Genomic DNA, 21,209 nt, shown 5'->3' on the forward strand with positions numbered 1-21,209 from the left:
CTCAGCCGGTGCATACCCAGATCACCCCGAGAATCACCGTCACCAGCGGCGCCGCACCCTGTTTCAGCGCGGCCGCGCGTTTGTCCGGGGACGAGAGCAGTAGCACCAGCGCGGCCGCCAGCATGGATCCGGCGCCGGCCAGGATCAGCGCCAGCCCGACCCCGCGGTCCCCGGTGATCGCGACGACGATCCCCACACTCGCGACAATCGCGAGGAAGAGATTGTAGAAGCCCTGGTTGTAGGCCAGTTCGCGGGTCGCCGCCGCTTCCTCGGCGGTGGTGCCGAACACGCCCCGCGCCGCGCCCGTCCAGGCGAACGACTCCAGGTACCAGATGTAGACATGCAGCAGCACCGAGACCGCCGCGAATATTGCGATGGCGATGAGCACGATCACCGACAGTAGCCGACGAACCGACACGATCGGTGGTTGTCACCGCCCGCGCAATTCGCCCGGCGGACCGGTGGTTCGTTGATTCGCGGACCCGGGTGCGTTTCAATGCACCGGCGTTCGAAGAAGACATGCTCGCTGTTCAGGCTTCTGCACATACGTCGGACCGTGCCGGCTCCCGGTAGTTCCGGAAGCACCGCGCGGTAGCGCCCGGTGCTCGCCGGGGAACGGAGTCGATCATGAGGACGATCGCATGCGGCCTCGGAGCCGGGTCCCGGCCGATCCGGGCGCTGGCGACCGCGGCGCTACTGCTGACCGGCGCCCTATCGGCCGCCCCGGCCTCGGCGCAACCCACCTCGCCGCCCCCGTCCGCGGACCCCTTCTACACCTACGACCAGCCACTGACCACCACCGCTGCGGGCACGGTCCTGCGCTCCAGGGAAGCACCGTTCGCCTTCGCGAATCTATCCACACCCATCCCCAGCACCCAGGTGCTCTACCGGACGACGACCCAGCAGAACACCCCCACCGCCACCGCCGCCACAGTGCTCCGCCCGCTCGTTCCCGGCCCCACGAAGCTGCTGTCGTATCACACCGCCTACGACGCGCTCGGATCCCAATGCAACCCCACCTACACACTCACCGGTCAGGCCGACAACCGCGGCGCCGCCGCGGAACAGATCATCATCGCCGGCTACCTCGCCGCCGGGTACACCGTCGTCGTGCCCGACTACGAGGGACCGGACCTGGAATGGACAATCGGCCGGCAGTCCGGCTTCGCGGCGCTCGACGGGATCCGGGCCGCCGAACAATTCCTGGGACTGCCCGCCTCGACACCGGTCGCGATGATCGGATATTCGGGTGGATCGGTACCCAGCGAATGGGCCGCCGAACTCGCCCCGCGCTACGCCCCCGAACTCGCCCTGATCGGTGCCGCCGCGGGCGGGCCGCCCGTCCACATAGCCCACAACCTCCCGTACGTCAGCGGCAGCGCCGACTGGGCCGGCGTCATCCCGGCCGTGGTCGTCGCGTACCGCCGCACCTACGGAATCGAGACCTCCACCTTCCTCTCCGAACGCGGAGCCCAACTCGTCGACGCTGTGAAGGATCTCTGCATCGGCCAGTTCGCCGCGAAATACCCCGGCCTCACCGACGCCGAAATGGTCCGCGAACCCTACAATTCCCTGCTCGACGTCCCCGGCGCGGCGAACGCCGTCAACGACAACATCATGGGCACCGCCGGTACACCCGCCGTTCCCCTCCTCCTCGCCGTCGGCCGGAGCGACCCCATCGGGGACGGCATCATGGTCACCCGCGATGTCGAAGGCCTCGCCCACCGATACTGCGACCGCGGCGCCCCGGTGACCTACGCCCAGTACGACCGCCACGACCACGCCGCCGCCTTCGCCGCCTTCCAAACCCAGGCCGCGCAATTCCTCGCCGATCGGTTCAGCGGCGCACCACCCACGACCAATTGCGCAGACGTCGGCCCGGGAAACTCTCTGGCGCCTGTCCCCGTTTCGGCCGGGTGACCGGCCGGTCACAGCGACCACGGCCCCGGTCCGATCCGGATCGTCGGCGGCAGCGCCGGCGAATGTCTCCCCACCTCGCCGGGTATGAGATGCGGCGTCAACTCGTCGATGCTGGTGAGCTGGACAGCGTCCGTCACCGTGCCGATCGATCCGGTGCTCTCGACAGTGCCGGTCACCGGATTCCGGATTTCGGAGTACGACCTGGTCAGGAAGTCCTTCGGCGGCGGGAAGAACGAATAGATCTCCGGCGATCGCGCCGGCCCCACACCGCGGAAACCCCCGCTGGTGACCGCGGCATGACTGCCGTTTCCCCACATCACCACGAGACCCGGCTCCAGGTCGAGGCCGTCGGGATCTCCCGGGGTGTAGTGCCGCCACCCGTGCGGAAGCATCCCCGCCGTCACCCGCTTCCCCCAATAAGGCGAGGCCGGGAAGTGCGCGCGCGGGGTACCGCCGATTCGCAAAGGCTTGTAGAGCTCGCGGAGTTGAGCGTGACTCATTCTTTTCCGCTGAACCGCGGCGTAGAAGAGCATTTCGTAGCAGTTCATACCGGAATCCGGGCCGAGCGCCGGAAGCGGGCCCTCGGTCGGCGCGTGTATCCACGCCTCGAACTTCCGGCAGGGCACCTCCGTTTCGACGAAGTTGACCCAACGCGACCGAACACCGGACGACCGGATCCGCTCGAGTTCGACCGCAACCTCCCGGCCGGCCCGAGCCCGCTCGTCCGCCCGCGCCCGGGCGAACTGCCCCTCCATATACGCCCGGGTATCGGGGTCGCCGATGCCGCGCAACGAACGTGCGGCCCCGATATCGGCCTGCTCCAACCCGGCGGTCCGGCGAAGTTCTCTGCCGAGCACCCGCAACTCACGATCGCCGATGACTTTCTCCACACCTCGCGCCGCACCGACAAGACGCTGGATCACTTCGGAAACTACCTGGGGCGACATGGCAACCGGTCGGAAAAGTGCGGACAGCCGGGATGGATCCCGGCATGAGGTACGTGGTCGGACAGCACATCTGATGGCCTGTGCTGGTCAGACGGTACGGCAGGCCAACGATCTTCTCGCCCATGGTGATTCGAGGGTTGATCGAACCGGTACATAGCGGCGTGCCCTCCCGGCCCCGAGGGTGATCGGCGCCGGAAACCCGCCGTCTTCGAACCGCGCCGGTGCCGCGGGCACCGGCAGTCCGGAGAATGACCCGGCGTCTGATCCACCGATCTCGGCCACAGCCGTGGCCGCTCAATGCACCACGCCGACACGCTCCGCCAACCGTCCGAGTTCCCCGGTGGCGAGATCCCGCTGCGCCTGCCTGAGCATCGAACCCACATCGCGGTCCGGGGGTTCCGGCCGCCGCCGGAATAGTGGCTTCAACCCACGGGAAAACCGAGAGTGCAGAGTTATCCAGTGGAACCGGAGCGTGACCGGCGGCCCCGGCCCCAGAACCCCGGGGAAAATGCGGAGCCGCCAGGGCCACGCGGCCGAAGATCGCGCATATTGCCATTGGACCACCGTCGATAGGCTCATCGGCATGCCCGAGAAGCGCGACCAGAACCGACCGTATTTTCCCTACCACTGGGGTGGTCGAGACGCTGACCCGGAGGTTTGGGTCGTCTGGGATCGAGTGCGCGCTGACCTCGCTCTGGGGCAGCAATTGTCCGGAACCGTCGCTCGGGTCCCACGGCTGGGCGCGATCGGTATCTTCATAGATCTCGGTGTTCCCATCGCCGGTTTCGTCGATGTTCTGCTTCTTCCCTTCGACGCCGGCAGCTGGCCCGCCGAGGGGACCGTCACAGACTTCCTCGTCTGGTGGATGGACCCGAAGATCGCACAGATACGCCTGGTCCCCGCCGAATCGCGCTTCCGTCGTGAGGACTTCGACACTTGGTGTCTTACCAACGCCCCCACTGGAGATCCTGGGGTTCTCGAATCCTTCCGGTTTGACGCATGACCCAGCGCCTCTCGGCAAAATCGGTCAATCGTGACCACAGCCGGTTGACCGGGCAGAGTGCCGGCGGATTCGTGTGCGACTGCGGGAGGTAGGTCGGGTACGGCTCTCGTCGTGCCCACACATCTCGGTTATCGAAAATCAACCATGTGGGGTCGGTAGCGGGTGGCGCCAGCGTGCCGCCGACGCGCCCGGCGGGGCCGCCAGCGCAGCCAGGCCACGCCGGGTTGCGTGGCGGCGGCGCGCAGGCGCCGCCGCTCTTGGATTGGCCGGCGGGCAAGCGGGTTCGTGGAACGACGGCCACGAACTACAAGAACGCGCTGCAACCCGTCCGCGATCGCTATGGCGAAGAACCGGTGCAAAAGCTCTCGAAACGGCACCTGGATAACCTGGTGACCGACCTTCTCGCGGGTACTGCCGAAAAGGCCGACGGTCGGAACCGAAGGGCCCTGGGCACCGGAGACAGTCAATGCCACCTCGGACCGGTTCGAGACAGTGTTGGATGCTCCGATCGCCGAGGGCAAGTTGGTCCGTAATGTTGCCTCCCTCGTCGACAGAGTGCCGGTCAAGCAGAAGAAGCGGCACGCCACTTTCTCCGAGGATGAGGCGCGGAAGGTGCTGGCCACGGCGTCGCAAGATCGCGACGGCCACGCCTGGCACCTGGCTTTGTCCGGCCTGCGGCGAGGTGAGATCGGTGGGCTTCGATGGTCGGACATCGACCTGGAACGCGGGACTCTGACCATCGCCGACAACCGGGTATCGGTCAACGGGGTAGCCACTGAGTACGACACGAAGTCAGAGGATTCCGACCGGACGCTGCCGTTGACACCGACCTTGAAGGGCCGAGTTGAAGGCGGCTCGGAAGCGGCAAGCAGCGGAGAAGCTGGCGCTCGGTGAGGCCTACGGGCCGGGAACACACGTGGTGATTGATCCGGCAGGCCGTTCGTACCATCCGGACACCCTCACCGACTATTGGGAGAAGATCACCAAGGTGGCGGGGGTTCGCCGGATCCGGCTGCATGATGCTCGCCACACCTGCGGGACCCTGATGCATCTCCAGCGGGTACCGATCGCGGTGATAGCGGAGTGGCTGGGGCACGCTGACAGCGCGTTCACGATGCGCACCTACGTGCACTCCCAGGACGATGCACTGGTCTCCGCAGCGGGCACTTCGGAAGCCGTTGCGACAAACCGTGACAGAACGGCTACTGCGACGTCTCGGCAAAAACGTCGCCGAGGGCGGAAATCAGCTGGTTAGAGCCGGTTTCCGAGTGGAGCCGCCTAGGAGAATCGAACTCCTGACCTTTTCATTACGAGTGAAGCGCTCTACCGACTGAGCTAAGGCGGCGTGCCTTTCGGCGTGGCGAGTCTATCGTCTCCGGCCGGGGAACGCGAAACGGGTGGTCAGGAGGTTTGCGCGATGAGGGTGGCAGCCATCGCGGCGACAGCGAAGCGGGGTTTCACGTTGCGGTCCAGGGCATCGCGGCAGACGAGGACCGCGTCTATGGAGCGGAGCAGACCCTCGGGGCGCACCCGCTTCGCCAACTCGCGGGCACGGTCGGCCATATCGGGGTGGGTCATGGTGATACCGGCGGGGTCACCGAAGCTCACCGCGAGAGCGTCGCGGTAGAGGCCGGCGATATCGAGCAGAGAGCGGTCGAGAGCATCGCGGCCGGTGCGGGTGGCGCGGGATTTCTGGCGGCGTTCCAGATCCTTGAGGACACCGGCGGAACCGCGAGTCGCGCTCGCCGCACCCTTACCGGTACCGCCGGCGCCCAGAGCGGTGGCGAGTTCGTCGCGTTCCCGTTCGTCACGTTCGGCGCTGAGCTGTTTCGCCTCGTCTTCGGCGGCTTTGACCAGGTCGTCGGCGGCGAGGTAGGCGGTGCCCCGAGATACCGCGGTCACCAGGTCCAGGGCGCGGCGGCGGCGGTCACGGGCCTCGTCGTCGGTGGCCAGGCGGCGGGCACGGCCGATATGTCCACCACTGACCGCGGCCGCCCAGTCGGCGGTCTCCGGATCGAGGCCGTCGTGTTCGCGCAGTACCCGGGCTATGGCAGGGGCCGCCGGGGTGGCCAGGTGGACGTGCCGGCAGCGGGAGCGCAGGGTGACCGAAATATCCTCCGGGTCCACCGACGGGGCGCACAGCAGGAACACCGTCCGCTCGGGTGGTTCCTCCACCACCTTGAGCAGTACGTTGCCCGCGGCCTCGGTGAGCCGGTCGGCGTCCTCGATCACCACCACCTGCCAGCGACCGGTGCTCGGGCGGCGGGCCGCGATCTGCACGATCCCGCGCATCTCCTTGGTCGAGATGCTCAGGCCTTCGGGAACCACGCGGCGGACATCACCGTGGGTCCCGGCCATCGTGGTGGTGCAGGCGTGGCAGCGACCGCACCCTGGCGGGCCGGGATCGGTGCACTGCAACGCGGCCGCGAAGCACAGGGCGGCCATCGAGCGACCGGACCCGGGCGGGCCGGTGAACAGCCACGAATGCGTCATCGCGCCCTCGGCCACGCCGGTCCGGCCGGCGACCGCGGCGGCGGTCAGATCGGCCGCCACCGATTCCTGACCCACGAGACGCTCGAAGACACCCACCACGTTCACACCCTAATACGCGCAGTCGGGCCGAGCCCATCCGCGAAACGGCGCGGCCGCGGCGAAGGCACCGATATTCATCCAGCACGCTGGGCGGTGGTGTTCGCCCCGTCCAACTGTTCGCGGATGATATCGGCGTGCCCGCTGTGGTGGGCGATCTCACGCAGAATGTGCAGGATCAGGAATCGCGCGGACCACCACACGCGGCCCGGCACCCATGGATTGGTGGGTGTGGGAATCGATGCGTCCAGATCGTCCACCGAACGAACGAGTTCGGCGGTGTTCGCGGCGACGCGTTCCCATTCGGCGAGCAGACCGGCGACTGTCTCGCCGTCGCCGATGATGTACTCGCCTTCGTAGTCTTCCAGCTTCTGCTCGGCGTTCTCGTCACGCTCGACCAGCACTTTCGTCCACGCACGTTCACACCGGATCAGATGGTGCAGCAGGCCGCCGAGCGTCAGTTCGCTGGCGGTCGTCCGCTGCCGGGCCTGCTCGTCGTCGATGCCCCGCAGGGTGATCCGGAACATCTCTCGTTGCTCGTCCAGCAGTTGGACGAGATCCTCGCGTTCCCGGGCGGTGACCATCGGTGCTCCTTGTCGTCGGACGGTATCGCGCGCGACATTACTTCGACGGTCCGACAGCAGCTACGCAACGGACAACGCCGGGCGAGGTCCGTCGACGATCTGCGCACGGCCGGAGCGAACGCGGAGGTACGCCTAGTCTTCGCTCTGGGAGGCCGACCGTCCGGCGGACTGCTTCGCCGGGGCCTTCTTGGCCGGGGCCTTCTTCGCCGCCGTCTTCTTCGCCGCCGATTTCGCAGTGGTCGTCTTCTTCGCCGCCGTGGTGGTCTTCTTCGCGGCGGTCTTCTTGGCCGGGGCCTTCTTCGCGGTCTTCTTCGCGGCCTTCTTCACCGGGCCCCGCGCACGGCGGTCGGCCAGCAGTTCGGAAGCGCGTTCATCGGTGATGGACTCCACTTCGTCGCCCTTGCGCAGGCTGGCGTTGGTCTCACCGTCGGTCACGTAGGGCCCGAAGCGCCCGTCCTTGATGACCATCGGCTTCCCGGTGGCGGAATCGTTGCCGAGTTCCCGGAGCGGCGCGGCTGCCGCGGCCTGTCTACCTCTGCGTTTGGGCTCGGCATAGAGTTTCAGCGCCTCGTCGAGGGTCACATTGAAGATCTGGTCCTCGGTGGCCAACGACCGGGAATCGGTGCCCTTCTTCAGGTACGGCCCGTACCGGCCGTTCTGTGCGGTGATCTCCTCGCCCGACGCCGGATCGGCACCGACCACCCGCGGCAGCGACAGCAGTTTCAGCGCGTCTTCGAGCGTGACCGTCGCCGGGTCCATCGACTTGAACAGCGACCCGGTACGCGGTTTCGGCCCGTTGTTCTTCTTCGCGGTCTTCTTGGCTGCCTGATCCTCTTCGGGCTCCGGCAGGATCTCGGTGACGTACGGGCCGAAACGTCCTTCCTTGACGACGATTTCGTGGCCGTTGCCGGGATCGTTGCCCAGGGGCCGGCCCTCCTGCGGCGTGGAGAAGAGCTTCTCCGCGATCTCCGGGGTCAGCTCGTCGGGCGGGAGATCATCGGGAAGATTCGCGCGCTGGGACGTCGGTTCGGCGTCCGGATCGTCGGGGTTGGTGAGCATTCGTTCGAGGTACGGCCCGTACCGGCCGACCCGCACCACCACGTCACGGCCCGCGTCGTCACTGAACAGTTTGATGGAGTTGATCACGCGGGCATCGATATCGTCGAGCCGCTCCCCGACCATCCGCTTCAGCCCACCCGACCGCGCGACCGATCCCTCGGCGCCGTCGTCGCCGCCGAAGTAGAAGCTGGACAACCAGTTTCCGCGTTGTGCCCGACCACCGGCGATGGCGTCCAGATCGTCTTCCATCGCGGCGGTGAAATCGAAATCGACCAGGCGGCCGAAATACTGTTCCAGCAGTCCGGTCACCGAGAAGGCCACCCAGGACGGGACCAGCGCGCTACCGCGTTTGTAGACGTAGCCGCGATCGAGGATGGTCTTGATGATCGAGGAATACGTGGACGGGCGCCCGATTCCGAGCTCCTCCAGCGTTTTGATCAGCGACGCCTCGGTGTAGCGGGCGGGCGGGTTGGTGCTGTGCCCGTCGGGGTTCAATTCGACCGCTGTGACGCCCTCGCCCTCGGCGAGCTGCGGCAACCGGGTCTCGGCGTCGTCGGACTGACCGCCGGCTTCTTCGTCGACGCTTTCCACATAGGCCTTGAGGAAGCCCGGGAAAGTGATGGTGCGCCCCGAGGCGGAGAAAACGCATTCCTCACCGGTACCCGCGGTGCCGGTGATCCGGAGAGTGAGGGTGGTACCCCGGGCATCGGCCATCTGCGAAGCGACAGTGCGCTGCCAGATCAGCTCGTAGAGACGGAACTCGTCGTTGTCCAGCCGGGCATGCAACTGCCCGGGAGTGGCGAAGGTATCGCCCGCGGGGCGAATCGCCTCGTGTGCCTCCTGCGCGTTCTTCACCTTGCGGGTGTACTGCCGGGCGGTGGGGTGCACGAACTCGGCACCGTACAGCTGAGTGGCCTGGGTACGCGCGGCATTGATCGCCGACTCGGACAGCGTGGTCGAGTCGGTACGCATGTAGGTGATGTAGCCGTTCTCGTACAACCGCTGCGCGGTACGCATGGTGCGTTCCGAGGTGAACCGCAGTTTGCGGCCCGCCTCCTGCTGCAGTGTGGAGGTCATGAACGGCGCGTAGGGCTTGCGCGTGTAGGGCTTGGATTCGGCGGAGGTCACCACCAGATCGGTGCCGTGCAGGGCCTCGGCGAGCCGCCGGGCGCGGGACTCGTCCAGGACCAATGCCCGGGAGTCGGCCTTGAGCCTGCCGTCCGAGCCGAAATCACGACCGGTGGCCACCCGGGACCCGTCGACATCGACGAGGCGGGCGGAGAAAATGCGCGGATTGGCGGAATCGGCTTCCCCACCGGCATCGAGCTTCGCGGCGATATCCCAGTATTCGGCCGAGCGGAACGCCATCCGCTCCCGTTCGCGCTGCACGATGACGCGCGTCGCGACGGACTGCACCCGGCCCGCCGACAGCCTCGGCATGACCTTCTTCCACAGCACGGGACTGACCTCGTAGCCGTAGAGCCGGTCCAGGATGCGCCTGGTCTCCTGGGCGTCGACCAGGTCGTTGTCCAGGTCACGGGTATCAGCGGCGGCCGCGCGGATCGCGGGCTCGGTGATCTCGTGGAACACCATCCGCCGGACCGGGACCTTCGGCTTCAGCGTTTCCAGCAGATGCCAGGCGATGGCCTCGCCCTCACGGTCGGGGTCGGTGGCGAGATACAGCTCGTCGGCGTCGGCGAGCAGCCCCTTCAGCTCGGTGACCTTGCCCTTCTTCTCCGGGCTGACCACGTAGATGGGTTCGAAGTCGTTGTTCACGTCGACTCCGAGCCGCGCCCAGTCCTGGCCCTTGTATTTGGCCGGGACATCGGCCGCACCGCGCGGCAGATCCCGAATATGGCCCACCGATGCCTCGACCGTATAGTCGCGGCCCAGGTAGGGCGCTATCTTGCGGGCCTTCGTCGGGGATTCGACGATGACGAGACGACGCACGGGACGACCCGCCTCGGCTGCGTTTCGGTCTCGTGTTGCCACCTGTGAATCCCTTTCCTTCTCGACCCGCGGAACGCTGCGCGGAGCGCAGGACGCGGCTGACTGAGCGGATGGTGACGGTCTACATCACCACCAGTCACGTTTATACCCCGACGCTGCGCGTGGTCGAACGGTTGCGACCATCGGGCAATGGCGCGTCGATGCCGTTCAGTATGCAGTGCCGCGCCAGGGGTCGGCACGCACGGTGCATCACGAATTCGCCCAGTAGCACATTGACCGGTGTGTGCCGAGGCCGATCCGCCTGCTGCCCGCGCGTGGCGCGGAACACGTTCGACGCTACCCGGCGCCGGACGAGTGGTACGCCGTCCGAGGTGTCCGGGAGGAGTACCCGCGCACCGTTCCCCCACCTCCGAACGGGCCGGGGCGGGTCGCCGGCACACAGCAGCAGGAGATATCGGGTTACGTGCGGAACGCACGTTCATCATGGGTCCGCGAACACGTGGGCGCAGCGCGCGAGCACCATGCGGCGCGGAGCGCGAGACCGGATCGAATGCTCCGGGCCTCGGCCACCATGCAGCAGGTCCGAATACGCCGGTGCGCGATATCCACGTGAACGCCACCGAGCCGATGCCGGGCGGAAAGCAGCCGGCCGGATCCGACGCAGGAGTACGCGAGGAGTACCCGCTTCGACCAGCCACCGATATATGCGAGATCGGCATGATCGGAGCGAATACCGCGGCATGTGGCGAACGCATAGCCCGGACGAATACCGAAGCACACGACGAACGCGTGACCGCAGCGAACGCGGAGGTACACACAGGCCGGACAGCCAGGTCGGTTGCGGAGTAATGCAAAAGGCGCAGGATCCGAGCAAACGCATCGGCACGCAAAGCACGCAAGACCGGAGCGGACGCGCCTGGACGCAAAGAGCGCACGGCCGGAACGGATGCGGAGGTACGCAAAGAGCGCACGGCCGGAGCGAACGCGGAGGTACGCAAAGCGCGCACGGCCGGAGCGAACGCGGAGGTACGCATACTCCACATATAGTTCGTCCCTCGCTCCCGTTACGGGAGGCGAGGGACGGACTGGGAGGTGTACTCGCTCAGCTGAGCGCGCGAACTCCGGTGGCCTGGGGGCCCTTGGTGCCCTGACCAACCTCGAACTCGACCTTCTGATTTTCTTCGAGGGTACGGAAACCCGAACCCTGGATCTCGGAATAGTGGACGAAGACGTCCGCAGAGCCGTCTTCGGGCGCGATGAAGCCGAAGCCCTTCTCCGCGTTGAACCACTTCACAGTTCCCTGTGCCATTCTGTTCCTTCTCTTTTCTTACTCGGAACGGCGGACAACTGGGTTTCGTCCACCGGGCCTGTTCCGATCGGCGCTACTCTGGACTCCCATGGGGGCCAACGTATGCCGTTCGCAACATCGATCCTGCCAGGGTTTGGACTTTGCATCCGTCCCTCGAACACAGAAGCTTGCGACCGAGACCCAGTGAACCATGTCTTTGGGAAATTCAACAGCGGAGTTACCGACAATTTGCAAAAAAAATGATCTCGCGAATGCAGGGGTAAGGGTTAGCCCATCCGAATCTGAACTTCCGGTATGTTTGCCTACCGATAACCAGCGTCCGGACCGAGTAGCCAGCTGTGACCCAGATCGCTATTGGGTATCGAACCCGCAGGTAGTACGGAGCGGACGGCGGTGTTTCACATTGCTCGGAGACCCGGAAGGCACCCACGCATGAATCGAGAGACGCGGCCAGATCAGTCCTACGGGCGATCGTTGCTGAATCGTGTCCTCGACGGCGTTCCGGCCACCGATTCGCGGCTGACGCATATCACCGAGATACCGGGCCGGTCGGCCGATACGACCGAATGGCCGGACTGGGCCGCATCCGCTGTGGTGAGCGCCTTGCGGGCCGAAGGAATCGAACGGCCCTGGAGTCATCAGGCGGCCACGGCCGACCATGCCCACCACGGACGGCACGTGGTAGTCGCCACCGGCACCGCCTCCGGAAAATCACTGGGGTACCAGCTCCCCGCCCTCACCGCCCTGCACGAGGATCCACGGGCAACGGCGCTGTACCTCGCCCCGACCAAGGCGCTGGGTGCCGACCAGCTCCGGATGGTCGGTGAACTGACCCGGCACGGTGCACTGTCCCGGATCCCCGTCGCCGCCTACGACGGCGACACCCCCACCGAGATCCGGCAGTGGATCCGGGCGGAGGCGCGCTGGCTCTTCACCAATCCCGATATGCTGCACCTGAGCCTCTTACGCTCGCATCGCCGCTGGTCACGCTTTTTTCGCCGGCTCCGCTATGTCGTTGTCGACGAATGCCATGCCTATCGGGGCTTATTCGGTTCCCATATCGCGCTGGTGCTGCGCCGATTGCGCCGGCTGGCCGCCCATTACGGCGCAGACCCGGTATTCGTACTGTGTTCCGCGACCGCGGCCGCTCCCGCCGCGGCAGCGTCCCGGCTGATCGGCGCCGACTGCGTATCGGTAACCGAGGACGGGTCGCCGCGGGGACCGCGCACGGTCGCATTCTGGGAGCCGCCCCTGCTCACTGCGGTGACCGGGGAGAACGGCGCCCCGGTGCGGCTCGGCGCCACCACGGAGGCGGCGCGTATCACCGCCGATCTGGTGGTGGAGGGCGCGCGGACCCTGACGTTCGCCCGCTCACGCCGAGCGGCGGAATTGATCGCCGTGCACACCCGGCAGCGACTCGCGGAAATCGACCCTGACCTGGCGGAACGTGTCGCCGCCTATCGTGGCGGCTACCTTCCGGAGGACAGGCGAGCGCTGGAGGCCGGCCTGTCGGACGGCTCACTGCTCGCCGCCGCGACTACCAATGCGCTGGAACTCGGCGTCGATATCGCCGGTCTGGACGCGGTCGTACTGGCCGGGTTCCCCGGGACGGTCGCCTCGTTCCGGCAGCAGATCGGCCGAGCCGGGCGCCGCACACAGGGAGCGTTGGCCCTGCTGGTAGCGCGTGACGACCCCCTCGACACCTATCTCGTGCACCATCCCGAAGCACTGCTGGACCGGCCCGTCGAAGCCAGCATCATCGACCCTTCGAACCCCTACGTGCTGGGCCCGCAGCTGCTGTGCGCGGCCATGGAACTGCCGCTCGGCGAAGCGGAGGCCGAAGCGCTCGGAGCCGCGCGAGTTCTGATGGACCTAGCAGATCAGGGGCTCGTCCGGCGGCGTGGAACCGACGGTGACGGCCGGTGGTTCTACACCGCCGCCGGACCACCGCACGATGAGGTCGACGTCCGCGGCGGTATCGGCACCCAGGTCGCGATAGTGGTCGGCGAGACCGGGCGGCTACTCGGTACAACGGACGCCGGTCGCGCCCCGGCCACCCTGCACGAAGGCGCGGTCCATCTGCACCAGGGCGAAAGCTATCTGGTCGAGGAACTGGATCTCGAAGGCGGCGTCGCACTGGTCCGCGCCGATACCCCCGGCTGGACCACCAGCGCCCGCAAAGTCACCTCCCTGACCGTGGACACAATGCGCGAGAGTATGACCTTCGGCCAGGTCACGGCAGCTTTCGCGGAGGTCACCGTACGGAGCCGGGTGGTGGGATATCTGCGCACCCTGGTGACCGGCGAGGTTCTCGACCTGGTCGAACTCGATCTGCCCGAGCAAACGCTGCCGACCACGGCGGTGCTCTACACCGTGACACCCGAACTACTGAGCCGGGCCGGGATCGACCCTGCCGCGACCCCGGGCGCGCTGCACGCCGCCGAACACGCGGCGATCGGCCTACTACCGCTCGTAGCGACCTGCGACCGCTGGGATATCGGGGGTGTTTCCACAGCTCAGCATGCAGATACCGGCCTACCCACGGTCTTCGTCTACGACGGGCAGCCCGGCGGTGCGGGATTCGCCGAGCGCGGGTACTCGATGCTGCGACGCTGGCTCGGCGCCACTCTCGCCGCGGTCGAGGCCTGCTCCTGCCGTAGCGGATGCCCGTCCTGCGTGCAGTCGCCCAAGTGCGGGAACGGCAACGACCCCCTCGATAAAGCAGGGGCGATTCGCTTGTTGACGGCGATTCTGGCGGAACTTGCCGCACCGGACCGTCGATGCGCCTCAGCTATGGGCAACGCTGGTGGTCACGGCATTGCCGACTGATTCGCAGCGGGCAGACTACGCCCCGCGCCCACTGGAATTAAGAGGATAAGCATCATATTAACTGAATTGTTGCCATAAGACCGGTCGGTAGCTACAGAAGGCGCATTCGTATCCATTCCGGAACATATGACGAATTCGGGTAGCGGGCCATTAATTGCCGCCACTGAGCGAATACCGTATTCGTCGTTAACAAAATTCGACAAAGAGCGATCACGCCGCTTCTCCGACCGGCCCTGCTCGTGCAACCGCTCGTATACTCCGTTCCCCGAACGGACCCAACGGTACTTTTTCTTCGATCGAGACCACGGCATCCCAGCCCGCTATCTCGCACTGCACAACTCCCGCCCCCATCCTCCGTACAAGTGATTCGGCGGCCGCACATCCGGCTTCCGCTCCGTTCCACAGTTCGCCTGCCGCGGCCAGGGCCGCAAGGTCCGCCGCGGCCTGCGTACGGTGTCGTGCCACCACCACCGCGCCGAACTGGACTACGAGAGCGGTGAGGACGATCAGTGCGGCCAGTCCCAGACAAGCGGTGACCGTCGCCGAGCCCTCCTCTCGCCGTCGGCGCAGCGTTCCCTGGCGCAGGATTCTCCGGCGCAGACCACTACTGAATCGAACCCCCGATATCCGACGCGCTCGCCGCACCCCCGACACCGGTGGTGTCTCTCGGCCCTGGGTCACGGGCGCACGTCCGGTTCCCGTACCGCGACCGCCTCCGCTCGGAGTTCCAGTGCAGGTAACAACGGGGTATCCGACGTGACGAGTGCGATCACGCGATCGCCCTCGTCACGTAGTGAGATCACGGCCCCGTCCGGTGCTACCCGGCGCGCGGCGTCGACCGCCACAGCTCGGTCACCGCGGGCGGCCAGCCGGGCCGCCTCACGTGCGGCGTCCACGCAGCGCACCTGGGTCACCGCCGCGAACACGGCTCCCACACACAGCGCGGCAGTGACGGCGATCGCACCGAGGGCGATCGCCGCCTCGACAGTTGCCGACCCGGTCTCCTCGGAATCCAGTCGCCGGAGCGCCCGCGCGCAGCTGCTCCCGAGAGCAGTCACGGTGCCGGGTGAGCCGCCTGTAGACCTCAGACGCTCGTGTTCAGTGCCTTCTCGATGATCCCGGTCAACGCGTCGGGGATGCTCTCGCCGGTCACCACCGTGTAGAGCACCGCCCCGAAGGCTGCCGCGGCAATGGTCCCGATCGCGTACTCGACCGTGCTCATCCCCGTGTCCTCCGACATCGCGCTCATCACGCGAGTACTCGCCCTCGCCTGTGCCACACGCAGCACCTCCTGTACAGACCGCAGCATTGTCCGACTCGTCGGCATCCGACTCCCCTCTCTTCTCGCCTCGTACAGCCGATCCGCACGAGCACGTCTCGGTATCCGCCACTGCCGACCCGTCGGAGGCCGGGCCGGCGCCCCCGGCGGTATTGCCGTCACCACCCGTCTCCGGTGCCGTGCTCATAGGGCCGCGCCGCCGAGCACTCGGCCGGCCAGACCGATGATCACGGGCACGATGCCCAGACAGATGAACGCCGGCAGAAAGCACAGACCCAGTGGTCCACCGATCAGCACACCGGCTCGTTCGGCACGCGCGGTCGCCTCCTCCTCCACCTGGGTACGCCGCTCGCCGGCCAGTTCTCCGATGGCCGCGGCCAGTGACGCACCCGACCGTGCCGAGCGACGCGCCAGCCGGGCGAGCGCATCGAATTCCGCCGCACCCGGTGCGCCCGATTCGGCCGGTGCCCATGCGACCGCCGCGTCGGCCCCGAGGGCGAGCAGGTCGGCGACCCGTAGCAGCCGATCGGCCAGCGCACCCGGCGCTGCCGGAGCGACCGCGCGAAGTGCCGTGGCCGGCGGCAACCCGGCGCGCAGACAGGCACCGAGCAGATCGAACAGCGTCGCGATGGCGACCGGGTCGGGCGTCGCAGGGACCGTCCGGGCCCGTACATCGCGATGAGCCGCGGCAGCGGACAGGCGGAACACCACCGGGACCCGAGCCGGTAGGAGCAGGAACGCAGCCGAGAGCAGTACGAACGGCCAGGTTTGGGCTGTCATCGCTTCTTCCCCCAGAACTCTGTTGTGCGGTCTCGCCGCCGCTGAGCGGCCCTTGGCCGCAACAGGATTCAACGAGCGGACGCGTACTCACCGCGGGACAACCCGTCGAGTTATCTCGTCTGCCCAGAGCAACCCCGCGCAGGCCAAACCGGTACCGAGCGGCAGCAGGTATCGCCCGATCGGCGAAACGAACAGCACATGGAGTGGCTGTGCACCCATCAGCTGCCCCAGGCCCACACCGAGCAGCGGCAGAATCGCCAGGATCGTGGCGGTCGCGCGGGCTCCCGCCAGCGAGGCATCGGTACGGCTCCGGAATCTGATCCGCGCGCCTAGATCGGCCCGCGCTGCCGACAACAGCTCGGCCAGCGCGAGACCATGGCGTTCGGCGACCCGCCAGGCGTCGGCGATTCGGCCGAGTTCGGCGGCGATCACAGCATCGGGACGGAGCAATCCTTCGGCACCCGACCCACCCAACCGACTTCGCGCCGACCCGACCGCGAACGCCGCGGCCGCGATTCCACCGGTCTCCCGGGCTGCTGCGGCCGCCGCGGTGCTCGGATGCGCCCCGACCCGCAACTCGGCGATCACGGCTTCGAGGCCGTCGAGCAGGTGGGCACATTCGGTACGGTGCAGACGCATCCGGCGGGTACGGCGTAACCGCAGCGCTACTGTTCCCGAGACGAGCAATGCGGCCATGAAACTGCCGCTGCCCAGGACCAGCGCGGGCACACATCCGAAACAGCCCACAGCGATCAACGCCCGGCGAATCGGAAAGCTCTGCGGTGAAGCCATTTCGAATACAGCGCCGAACCGGCGCCTCCCCGGTGGAACCGGTACGAGAAGCAATGCCAGCCCCACACACCCGAACGCCGCCGCCGAAGGGCCCGCCGACCCCGCGCCGGTGAACATCACCCCGACCGTTCCGCGATTAGCGCACGGAATGGCTCCACGGAGGGCGCGGGCCCGGTAGCCCGCCAGGCCGGACAGATCTCCACCCGGCCGCCGGAATCCCGCTGCACCACACCGATTTCCCCGAGGTACCGGAACCCGTCGGCGCGACGCCGGACGTGCAGCACCACGTGGACCGCCGCGGCCAGTTGACTGTGCAGCACGGCCCGGTCCATCCCGCCCAGCCCCGCCAGTGCCTCGAGCCGGGCTACCACCTCCCGCGGCGAGTTGGCATGGACGGTCCCCGCGCCGCCGTCGTGCCCCGTGTTCAATGCGGTCAGCAGGTCGACGACTTCCGCGCCCCGGACCTCGCCGACCACCAGGCGATCCGGCCGCATCCGTAACGCCTGCCGGACGAGATCGCGCAGCGTGATCTCCCCCGCCCCTTCGATATTCGGTGGGCGCGCGACCAACCGGACCACATGCGGATGTGGCGGTGCGAGTTCGGCCGCGTCCTCGACGCAGATGATGCGTTCGCCCGGATCCACCTCGGCGAGCAGCGCGGACAGAAGTGTGGTCTTTCCCGCTCCGGTCCCGCCTACCACCAGGAAGGCCAACCGGGCGCGGATCATCTCGCGCAGGAGGGTTTCCGCTTCGGACGGCACCGCACCCGCCCGGACGAGCGCGTCCAGGCCCTGCGTCGCCGGGCGCAGAATCCGCAGCGAAAGGCAGGTACCACCCCGCGCGATCGGTGCCAGCACGGCATGCAGGCGCACGCCGAAATGTGTCCCCAGCAGAAGTTCCCGGCCGGACAACTGCCCGTCGACCCAGGGCTGCGCATCGTCGAGCCGTCGTCCGGCCGACAGTGCCAGGCGTTGTGCCAGCCGGCGGACAGCCGCCTCGTCGGGAAAGGTCGTCGAGGTGCGTTCCACCCCGCTACCTCGGTCTATCCACACCGCGTCCGGGGCGGTGACCAGTACATCGGCGACAGCCGGATCGTGCAGCAGGGGCTCCAGCACTCCGGCGCCGGTGAGCTCGGTCTGCAACAGTCGCAGTGCACGCAGCAGATCGGTATCTCCCAGCATCCCACCGGCTTCGGCACGGATGGCCGCAGCGACCCGGGCAGGCTCGGGCTCGGCGTGATCTCCGGCCAGTCGTTCACGCACTCGCTCCAGCAGTTCGGTGGTGACCACCCCGGCGGGCTCGGCGGCAGTACTCATCGGACTCTCCGCCGATCCGGTGGGCTCAGTACCGCCAGCACCGCACCGCACGCGTCGCGCAGGGGGCCGCGACGAACGCTCAATCCGCTGCGTTCGAGCCGCCCGGCGAGTCCCGGCTGCGCCCGGACCGCCGCCAGCAGCGGAAGTCCCAGTACCTCGGCGATATCGCGGCCGCGTAGGTTTCCGGGCGCGGGACCACGTACCACCAGGCCACGATTCGGATTGCGCTGCGCAATCCATTCCGCCACCGCACCGGCGGCCGCCACCGCGCGCAACTGCGCGGGCACCACGAGCACCACGAGGTCGGCGGCGTCGAGTATCCGGTCGGTATGCGGGCCCCGCTCACTGGAGATATCGCAGACGACGAGATCGCCTGCGCCCCGGGCGGCCTCGACCACGGCATGCGCCGCGGCGGCGCCGATGGGACCGGTCCGCCCACCGCCCCGGCCACAGGACAGCACCGACAGACCGGCGCCCGCGGCGGGAAGGGCATTGTGCAGCTCGGCCGCGGCGACTCTGCCGTCGTCCACGACCAGATCAGGCCAGCGCAGACCGGGCGTGGCCTCGATACCGAGCAACAGGTCGAGGCCGCCGCCCTGGGGTGCGCCGTCGACCAGCACCGTATGCGGACGGAAGCCGGTCGAGGCCGAGCACAGGGCCGTGGCGGCCGCGAGAACGGAGGCTCCGGCCCCGGCACCCGCTCCGGCCACAGCGACCACCACTCCACCGTCGGCGCGCTGCTGGCCGTACTCGGCGAACTTCTCGATGAGCTCGACCGCGGCATCCGGTAGTGCGACGACCCGCTGGGCACCGATCACCGCGGCCGCCTGCCAATCGACCAGTTCCGGCTCACCGTCGGTGACCGTCACCACTCCGTCACGACGCGGCGGAGAGGTGGTCGCGCACACTGTCGCGGCCGCGGTATCGAGGACCACGAGCGGCGCCGCGGACCAGGAATGCCTGCCGACAGGTGCCTCGTTCTCTTCGATCCGCCGGCCGGCCGCGGCGGCGACTCGGCGCACCTCCTCACGTAGCCGGTCGTCCCGGATGAGCACCAACACCGCGGGTGCGTCCCCGGTGGTGGACGTCGGTTCCTGATCCATGGACTCAGCGTGGCCCCGCCGAACGCATCGGAACGGGCCGCCGCGGCGATTGTGGACAACTCGCGGGCTGTGGAGAACTTTTCGAACCGGCCGGAGTCCCACCGGAAACCGCACCCGAATAGAGGACGGCCCCAGCCGGGGGGGGAGGAGGCTGGGGCCGTCGGGGTTCAGCCCCGGGGGGTCGGGCTGAACGCGCCTGGAACATGTCCAGGTGCCAGCAATACTACACCCAAGCACCGACCGGAACGCAAGCCCGACGACAAAGAAGTTCCGCAGGTCACCCCCACTTCGGAGGAGCCGGAAAAACCACAGGTCAGAACGTGAGCGAGCGCATATCGGACACGACACGCCACATGTCGATGCCTATCCTGGAGCGGTGACGGGCTTCGGCAATACGACACCATCTCCCGGCGATCGGCACGGCGAGAACGGCCGCATCGCTGCCTTCTTCGATCTGGACAAGACAGTGATCGCGAGATCGAGCACATTCGTGTTCAGCAAGCCATTCTTCGACCAGGGCCTGATCAGCCGGCGCACGGTGCTCGAGAGCAGCTACGCCCATTTCATGTTCCTGCTCTCCGGTGCCGATCACGACCAGATGGAGCGTATGCGTGCGCATCTGACCGATATGTGCGCGGGCTGGGATGTCGCCCAGATCCAGTCGATCGTCGCGGACACTCTGCACGAACTGGTGGACCCGCTGATCTACGCGGAGGCCGTCGACCTCATCGCCGATCACCGCATCCGCGGCCACGATGTGGTCATCGTCTCCGCCTCCGGCGAGGAGGTGGTGGGACCGATCGCCGAGGCGCTGGGCGCGACTCATACCGCGGCGACCCGGATGGAGGTCGTGGACGGGAAGTACACCGGTGCGGTCGATTTCTACTGTTACGGCGAAGGCAAGGTCACCGCTATCGAGAAGCTCGCCGCCACTGAGGGTTACGACCTCTCACGTTGCTACGCGTATTCCGATTCGGTCACCGATCTGCCCATGCTCACCGCGGTAGGCCACCCCACCGCCGTCAACCCCGACCGCGCTCTGCGCCGCGAGGCGGCGACCCGGGGCTGGCCCGTCCTGAGTTTCTCCAACCCGGTATCGCTGTGGTCACGGTTCCAGGCACCTTCGAAAACGGTGGCCACGGGACTGGCTGTCGGCATCAGCGCGCTGGCCGCGGGAGCGGTGACCTACCGACTACTACGCCGACGGTGAGCACCCCCACGACCAGGACTTATAGCATGTAACTCCGATCGACGAGCCCGGTTTCCATTTGTTCCACGAAGTTGCGTCAACCCTTGATGTGAGTGCAGTCACAGTGTAAAAATGGAGGCACGGAAGGAAGGAAGGCCAAGGCGGAGTCGGAAGAGAAGGCTCAGTCTCCCGTCCCACCCTTCCCAGCACGGACTCCAGGCACCCACGCGGAGCTCGCCGCGACAAGGGCAGAAGCGTTGTGGGCCTGCGAAATCCGGTCCGTTGCCGGCGATGGCCTCGCATAGCTGCGGGGATGAGCTGCTGCGGAGCCCGGAGGAACGCCGAGGCCGGAGAACACAACCCAAACCAGCACGCATGGTAACCAGGTAGTCCGTGCTCGCGGGCGGTGAGGTCCAAGGACCACGCCGCCCGCTTTGACGTGCGCGGGAAGTTTCGTCGCCGAAGTAGGTATCACCCAGATCTCTCCGGGGCGCCCGCGCCTCGGGCCCCGACGGGAACGCCGGCCGACCGGCTGCCCACGACCGCCGAGGCGACCGGCG

General features: G+C 67.4%; 19 protein-coding genes and 1 tRNA gene. 6 read left to right on the plus strand and 14 right to left on the minus strand.

What is annotated here, in order from left to right; translation table 11 throughout:
- Position 1 precedes the first annotated feature (1 nt).
- A complete protein-coding gene (locus ACWEWT_RS33700; protein WP_452564918.1) occupies positions 2-388 on the minus strand; it encodes a DUF1304 domain-containing protein in 387 nt (128 codons plus the stop codon).
- Between the two features lie 239 nt (positions 389-627).
- On the opposite strand from ACWEWT_RS33700, the gene ACWEWT_RS33705 reads away from it, so the two are divergent.
- The gene (locus tag ACWEWT_RS33705) at positions 628-1,920 is read left to right on the plus strand and encodes a lipase family protein (RefSeq protein WP_452564898.1); all 1,293 of its coding nucleotides are present in this window, start codon (positions 628-630) and stop codon (positions 1,918-1,920) included.
- Between the two features lie 8 nt (positions 1,921-1,928).
- Here ACWEWT_RS33705 and ACWEWT_RS33710 read toward each other — a convergent pair whose 3' ends face one another.
- Positions 1,929-2,843 carry a hypothetical protein gene (locus ACWEWT_RS33710; RefSeq protein WP_452564899.1) on the minus strand — a complete coding sequence of 305 codons (915 nt, stop codon included), beginning with the start codon at positions 2,841-2,843 and terminating at the stop codon, positions 1,929-1,931.
- Positions 2,844-3,450: 607 nt separating this feature from the next.
- Here ACWEWT_RS33710 and ACWEWT_RS33715 point away from each other — a divergent pair.
- From ACWEWT_RS33715 to ACWEWT_RS33725, 3 genes are all read left to right on the plus strand, one after another.
- Positions 3,451-3,870 (plus strand): hypothetical protein, encoded by a 420-nt coding sequence (locus ACWEWT_RS33715; protein ID WP_452564900.1) that lies wholly within the window; start codon positions 3,451-3,453, stop codon positions 3,868-3,870.
- Between the two features lie 555 nt (positions 3,871-4,425).
- Complete coding sequence (locus ACWEWT_RS33720; RefSeq protein WP_452564901.1) at positions 4,426-4,764, plus strand: hypothetical protein; 339 nt, start codon at positions 4,426-4,428, stop codon at positions 4,762-4,764.
- Positions 4,765-4,858: 94 nt separating this feature from the next.
- Entirely contained in the window at positions 4,859-5,125 is a 267-nt protein-coding gene (locus tag ACWEWT_RS33725; RefSeq protein WP_452564919.1) for a tyrosine-type recombinase/integrase, read from the plus strand.
- Between the two features lie 14 nt (positions 5,126-5,139).
- On the opposite strand, the gene ACWEWT_RS33730 is transcribed toward ACWEWT_RS33725, so the two are convergent.
- The 5 genes from ACWEWT_RS33730 to ACWEWT_RS33750 form a co-directional block, all read right to left on the minus strand.
- Positions 5,140-5,215 (minus strand) — tRNA-Thr (locus ACWEWT_RS33730).
- 56 nt (positions 5,216-5,271) lie between these two features.
- Positions 5,272-6,462, minus strand: coding sequence for a DNA polymerase III subunit delta' (locus ACWEWT_RS33735; RefSeq protein ID WP_452564920.1), 1,191 nt, complete (start codon positions 6,460-6,462; stop codon positions 5,272-5,274).
- Between the two features lie 74 nt (positions 6,463-6,536).
- Entirely contained in the window at positions 6,537-7,043 is a 507-nt protein-coding gene (locus ACWEWT_RS33740) for a mycothiol transferase (RefSeq protein WP_452564902.1), read from the minus strand.
- A 132-nt stretch (positions 7,044-7,175) separates the two neighbouring features.
- A complete protein-coding gene (gene topA, locus ACWEWT_RS33745; RefSeq protein ID WP_452564903.1) occupies positions 7,176-10,094 on the minus strand; it encodes a type I DNA topoisomerase in 2,919 nt (972 codons plus the stop codon).
- Positions 10,095-11,154: 1,060 nt separating this feature from the next.
- The gene (locus ACWEWT_RS33750; RefSeq protein WP_011206895.1) at positions 11,155-11,361 is read right to left on the minus strand and encodes a cold-shock protein; all 207 of its coding nucleotides are present in this window, start codon (positions 11,359-11,361) and stop codon (positions 11,155-11,157) included.
- 432 nt (positions 11,362-11,793) lie between these two features.
- On the opposite strand from ACWEWT_RS33750, the gene ACWEWT_RS33755 reads away from it, so the two are divergent.
- Positions 11,794-14,190, plus strand: a complete 2,397-nt coding sequence (locus ACWEWT_RS33755) for a DEAD/DEAH box helicase (protein WP_452564904.1) — start codon at positions 11,794-11,796, stop codon at positions 14,188-14,190.
- A gap of 210 nt (positions 14,191-14,400) precedes the next feature.
- On the opposite strand, the gene ACWEWT_RS33760 is transcribed toward ACWEWT_RS33755, so the two are convergent.
- From ACWEWT_RS33760 to ssd, 7 genes are all read right to left on the minus strand, one after another.
- Positions 14,401-14,871 carry an Rv3654c family TadE-like protein gene (locus ACWEWT_RS33760; protein WP_452564905.1) on the minus strand — a complete coding sequence of 157 codons (471 nt, stop codon included), beginning with the start codon at positions 14,869-14,871 and terminating at the stop codon, positions 14,401-14,403.
- Positions 14,868-15,248, minus strand: coding sequence for a TadE family type IV pilus minor pilin (locus tag ACWEWT_RS33765; RefSeq protein ID WP_452564906.1), 381 nt, complete (start codon positions 15,246-15,248; stop codon positions 14,868-14,870). Before ACWEWT_RS33765 ends, ACWEWT_RS33760 begins: the two co-directional genes overlap by 4 nt.
- A 26-nt stretch (positions 15,249-15,274) precedes the next feature.
- Positions 15,275-15,439, minus strand: a complete 165-nt coding sequence (locus ACWEWT_RS33770; protein WP_452564921.1) for a DUF4244 domain-containing protein — start codon at positions 15,437-15,439, stop codon at positions 15,275-15,277.
- Positions 15,440-15,652: 213 nt separating this feature from the next.
- A complete protein-coding gene (locus ACWEWT_RS33775; RefSeq protein WP_452564907.1) occupies positions 15,653-16,249 on the minus strand; it encodes a type II secretion system F family protein in 597 nt (198 codons plus the stop codon).
- Positions 16,250-16,336: 87 nt separating this feature from the next.
- Complete coding sequence (locus ACWEWT_RS33780; RefSeq protein WP_452564908.1) at positions 16,337-17,158, minus strand: type II secretion system F family protein; 822 nt, start codon at positions 17,156-17,158, stop codon at positions 16,337-16,339.
- Positions 17,158-18,357 carry a TadA family conjugal transfer-associated ATPase gene (locus ACWEWT_RS33785; RefSeq protein ID WP_452564909.1) on the minus strand — a complete coding sequence of 400 codons (1,200 nt, stop codon included), beginning with the start codon at positions 18,355-18,357 and terminating at the stop codon, positions 17,158-17,160. Before ACWEWT_RS33785 ends, ACWEWT_RS33780 begins: the two co-directional genes overlap by 1 nt.
- Positions 18,354-19,460, minus strand: coding sequence for a septum site-determining protein Ssd (gene ssd, locus ACWEWT_RS33790; protein WP_452564910.1), 1,107 nt, complete (start codon positions 19,458-19,460; stop codon positions 18,354-18,356). Before ssd ends, ACWEWT_RS33785 begins: the two co-directional genes overlap by 4 nt.
- Positions 19,461-19,836: 376 nt before the next feature.
- On the opposite strand from ssd, the gene ACWEWT_RS33795 reads away from it, so the two are divergent.
- Complete coding sequence (locus ACWEWT_RS33795; RefSeq protein ID WP_452564911.1) at positions 19,837-20,670, plus strand: HAD family hydrolase; 834 nt, start codon at positions 19,837-19,839, stop codon at positions 20,668-20,670.
- Positions 20,671-21,209: the final 539 nt, after the last annotated feature.

This window comes from Nocardia sp. NPDC003963 (genome assembly GCF_053605105.1).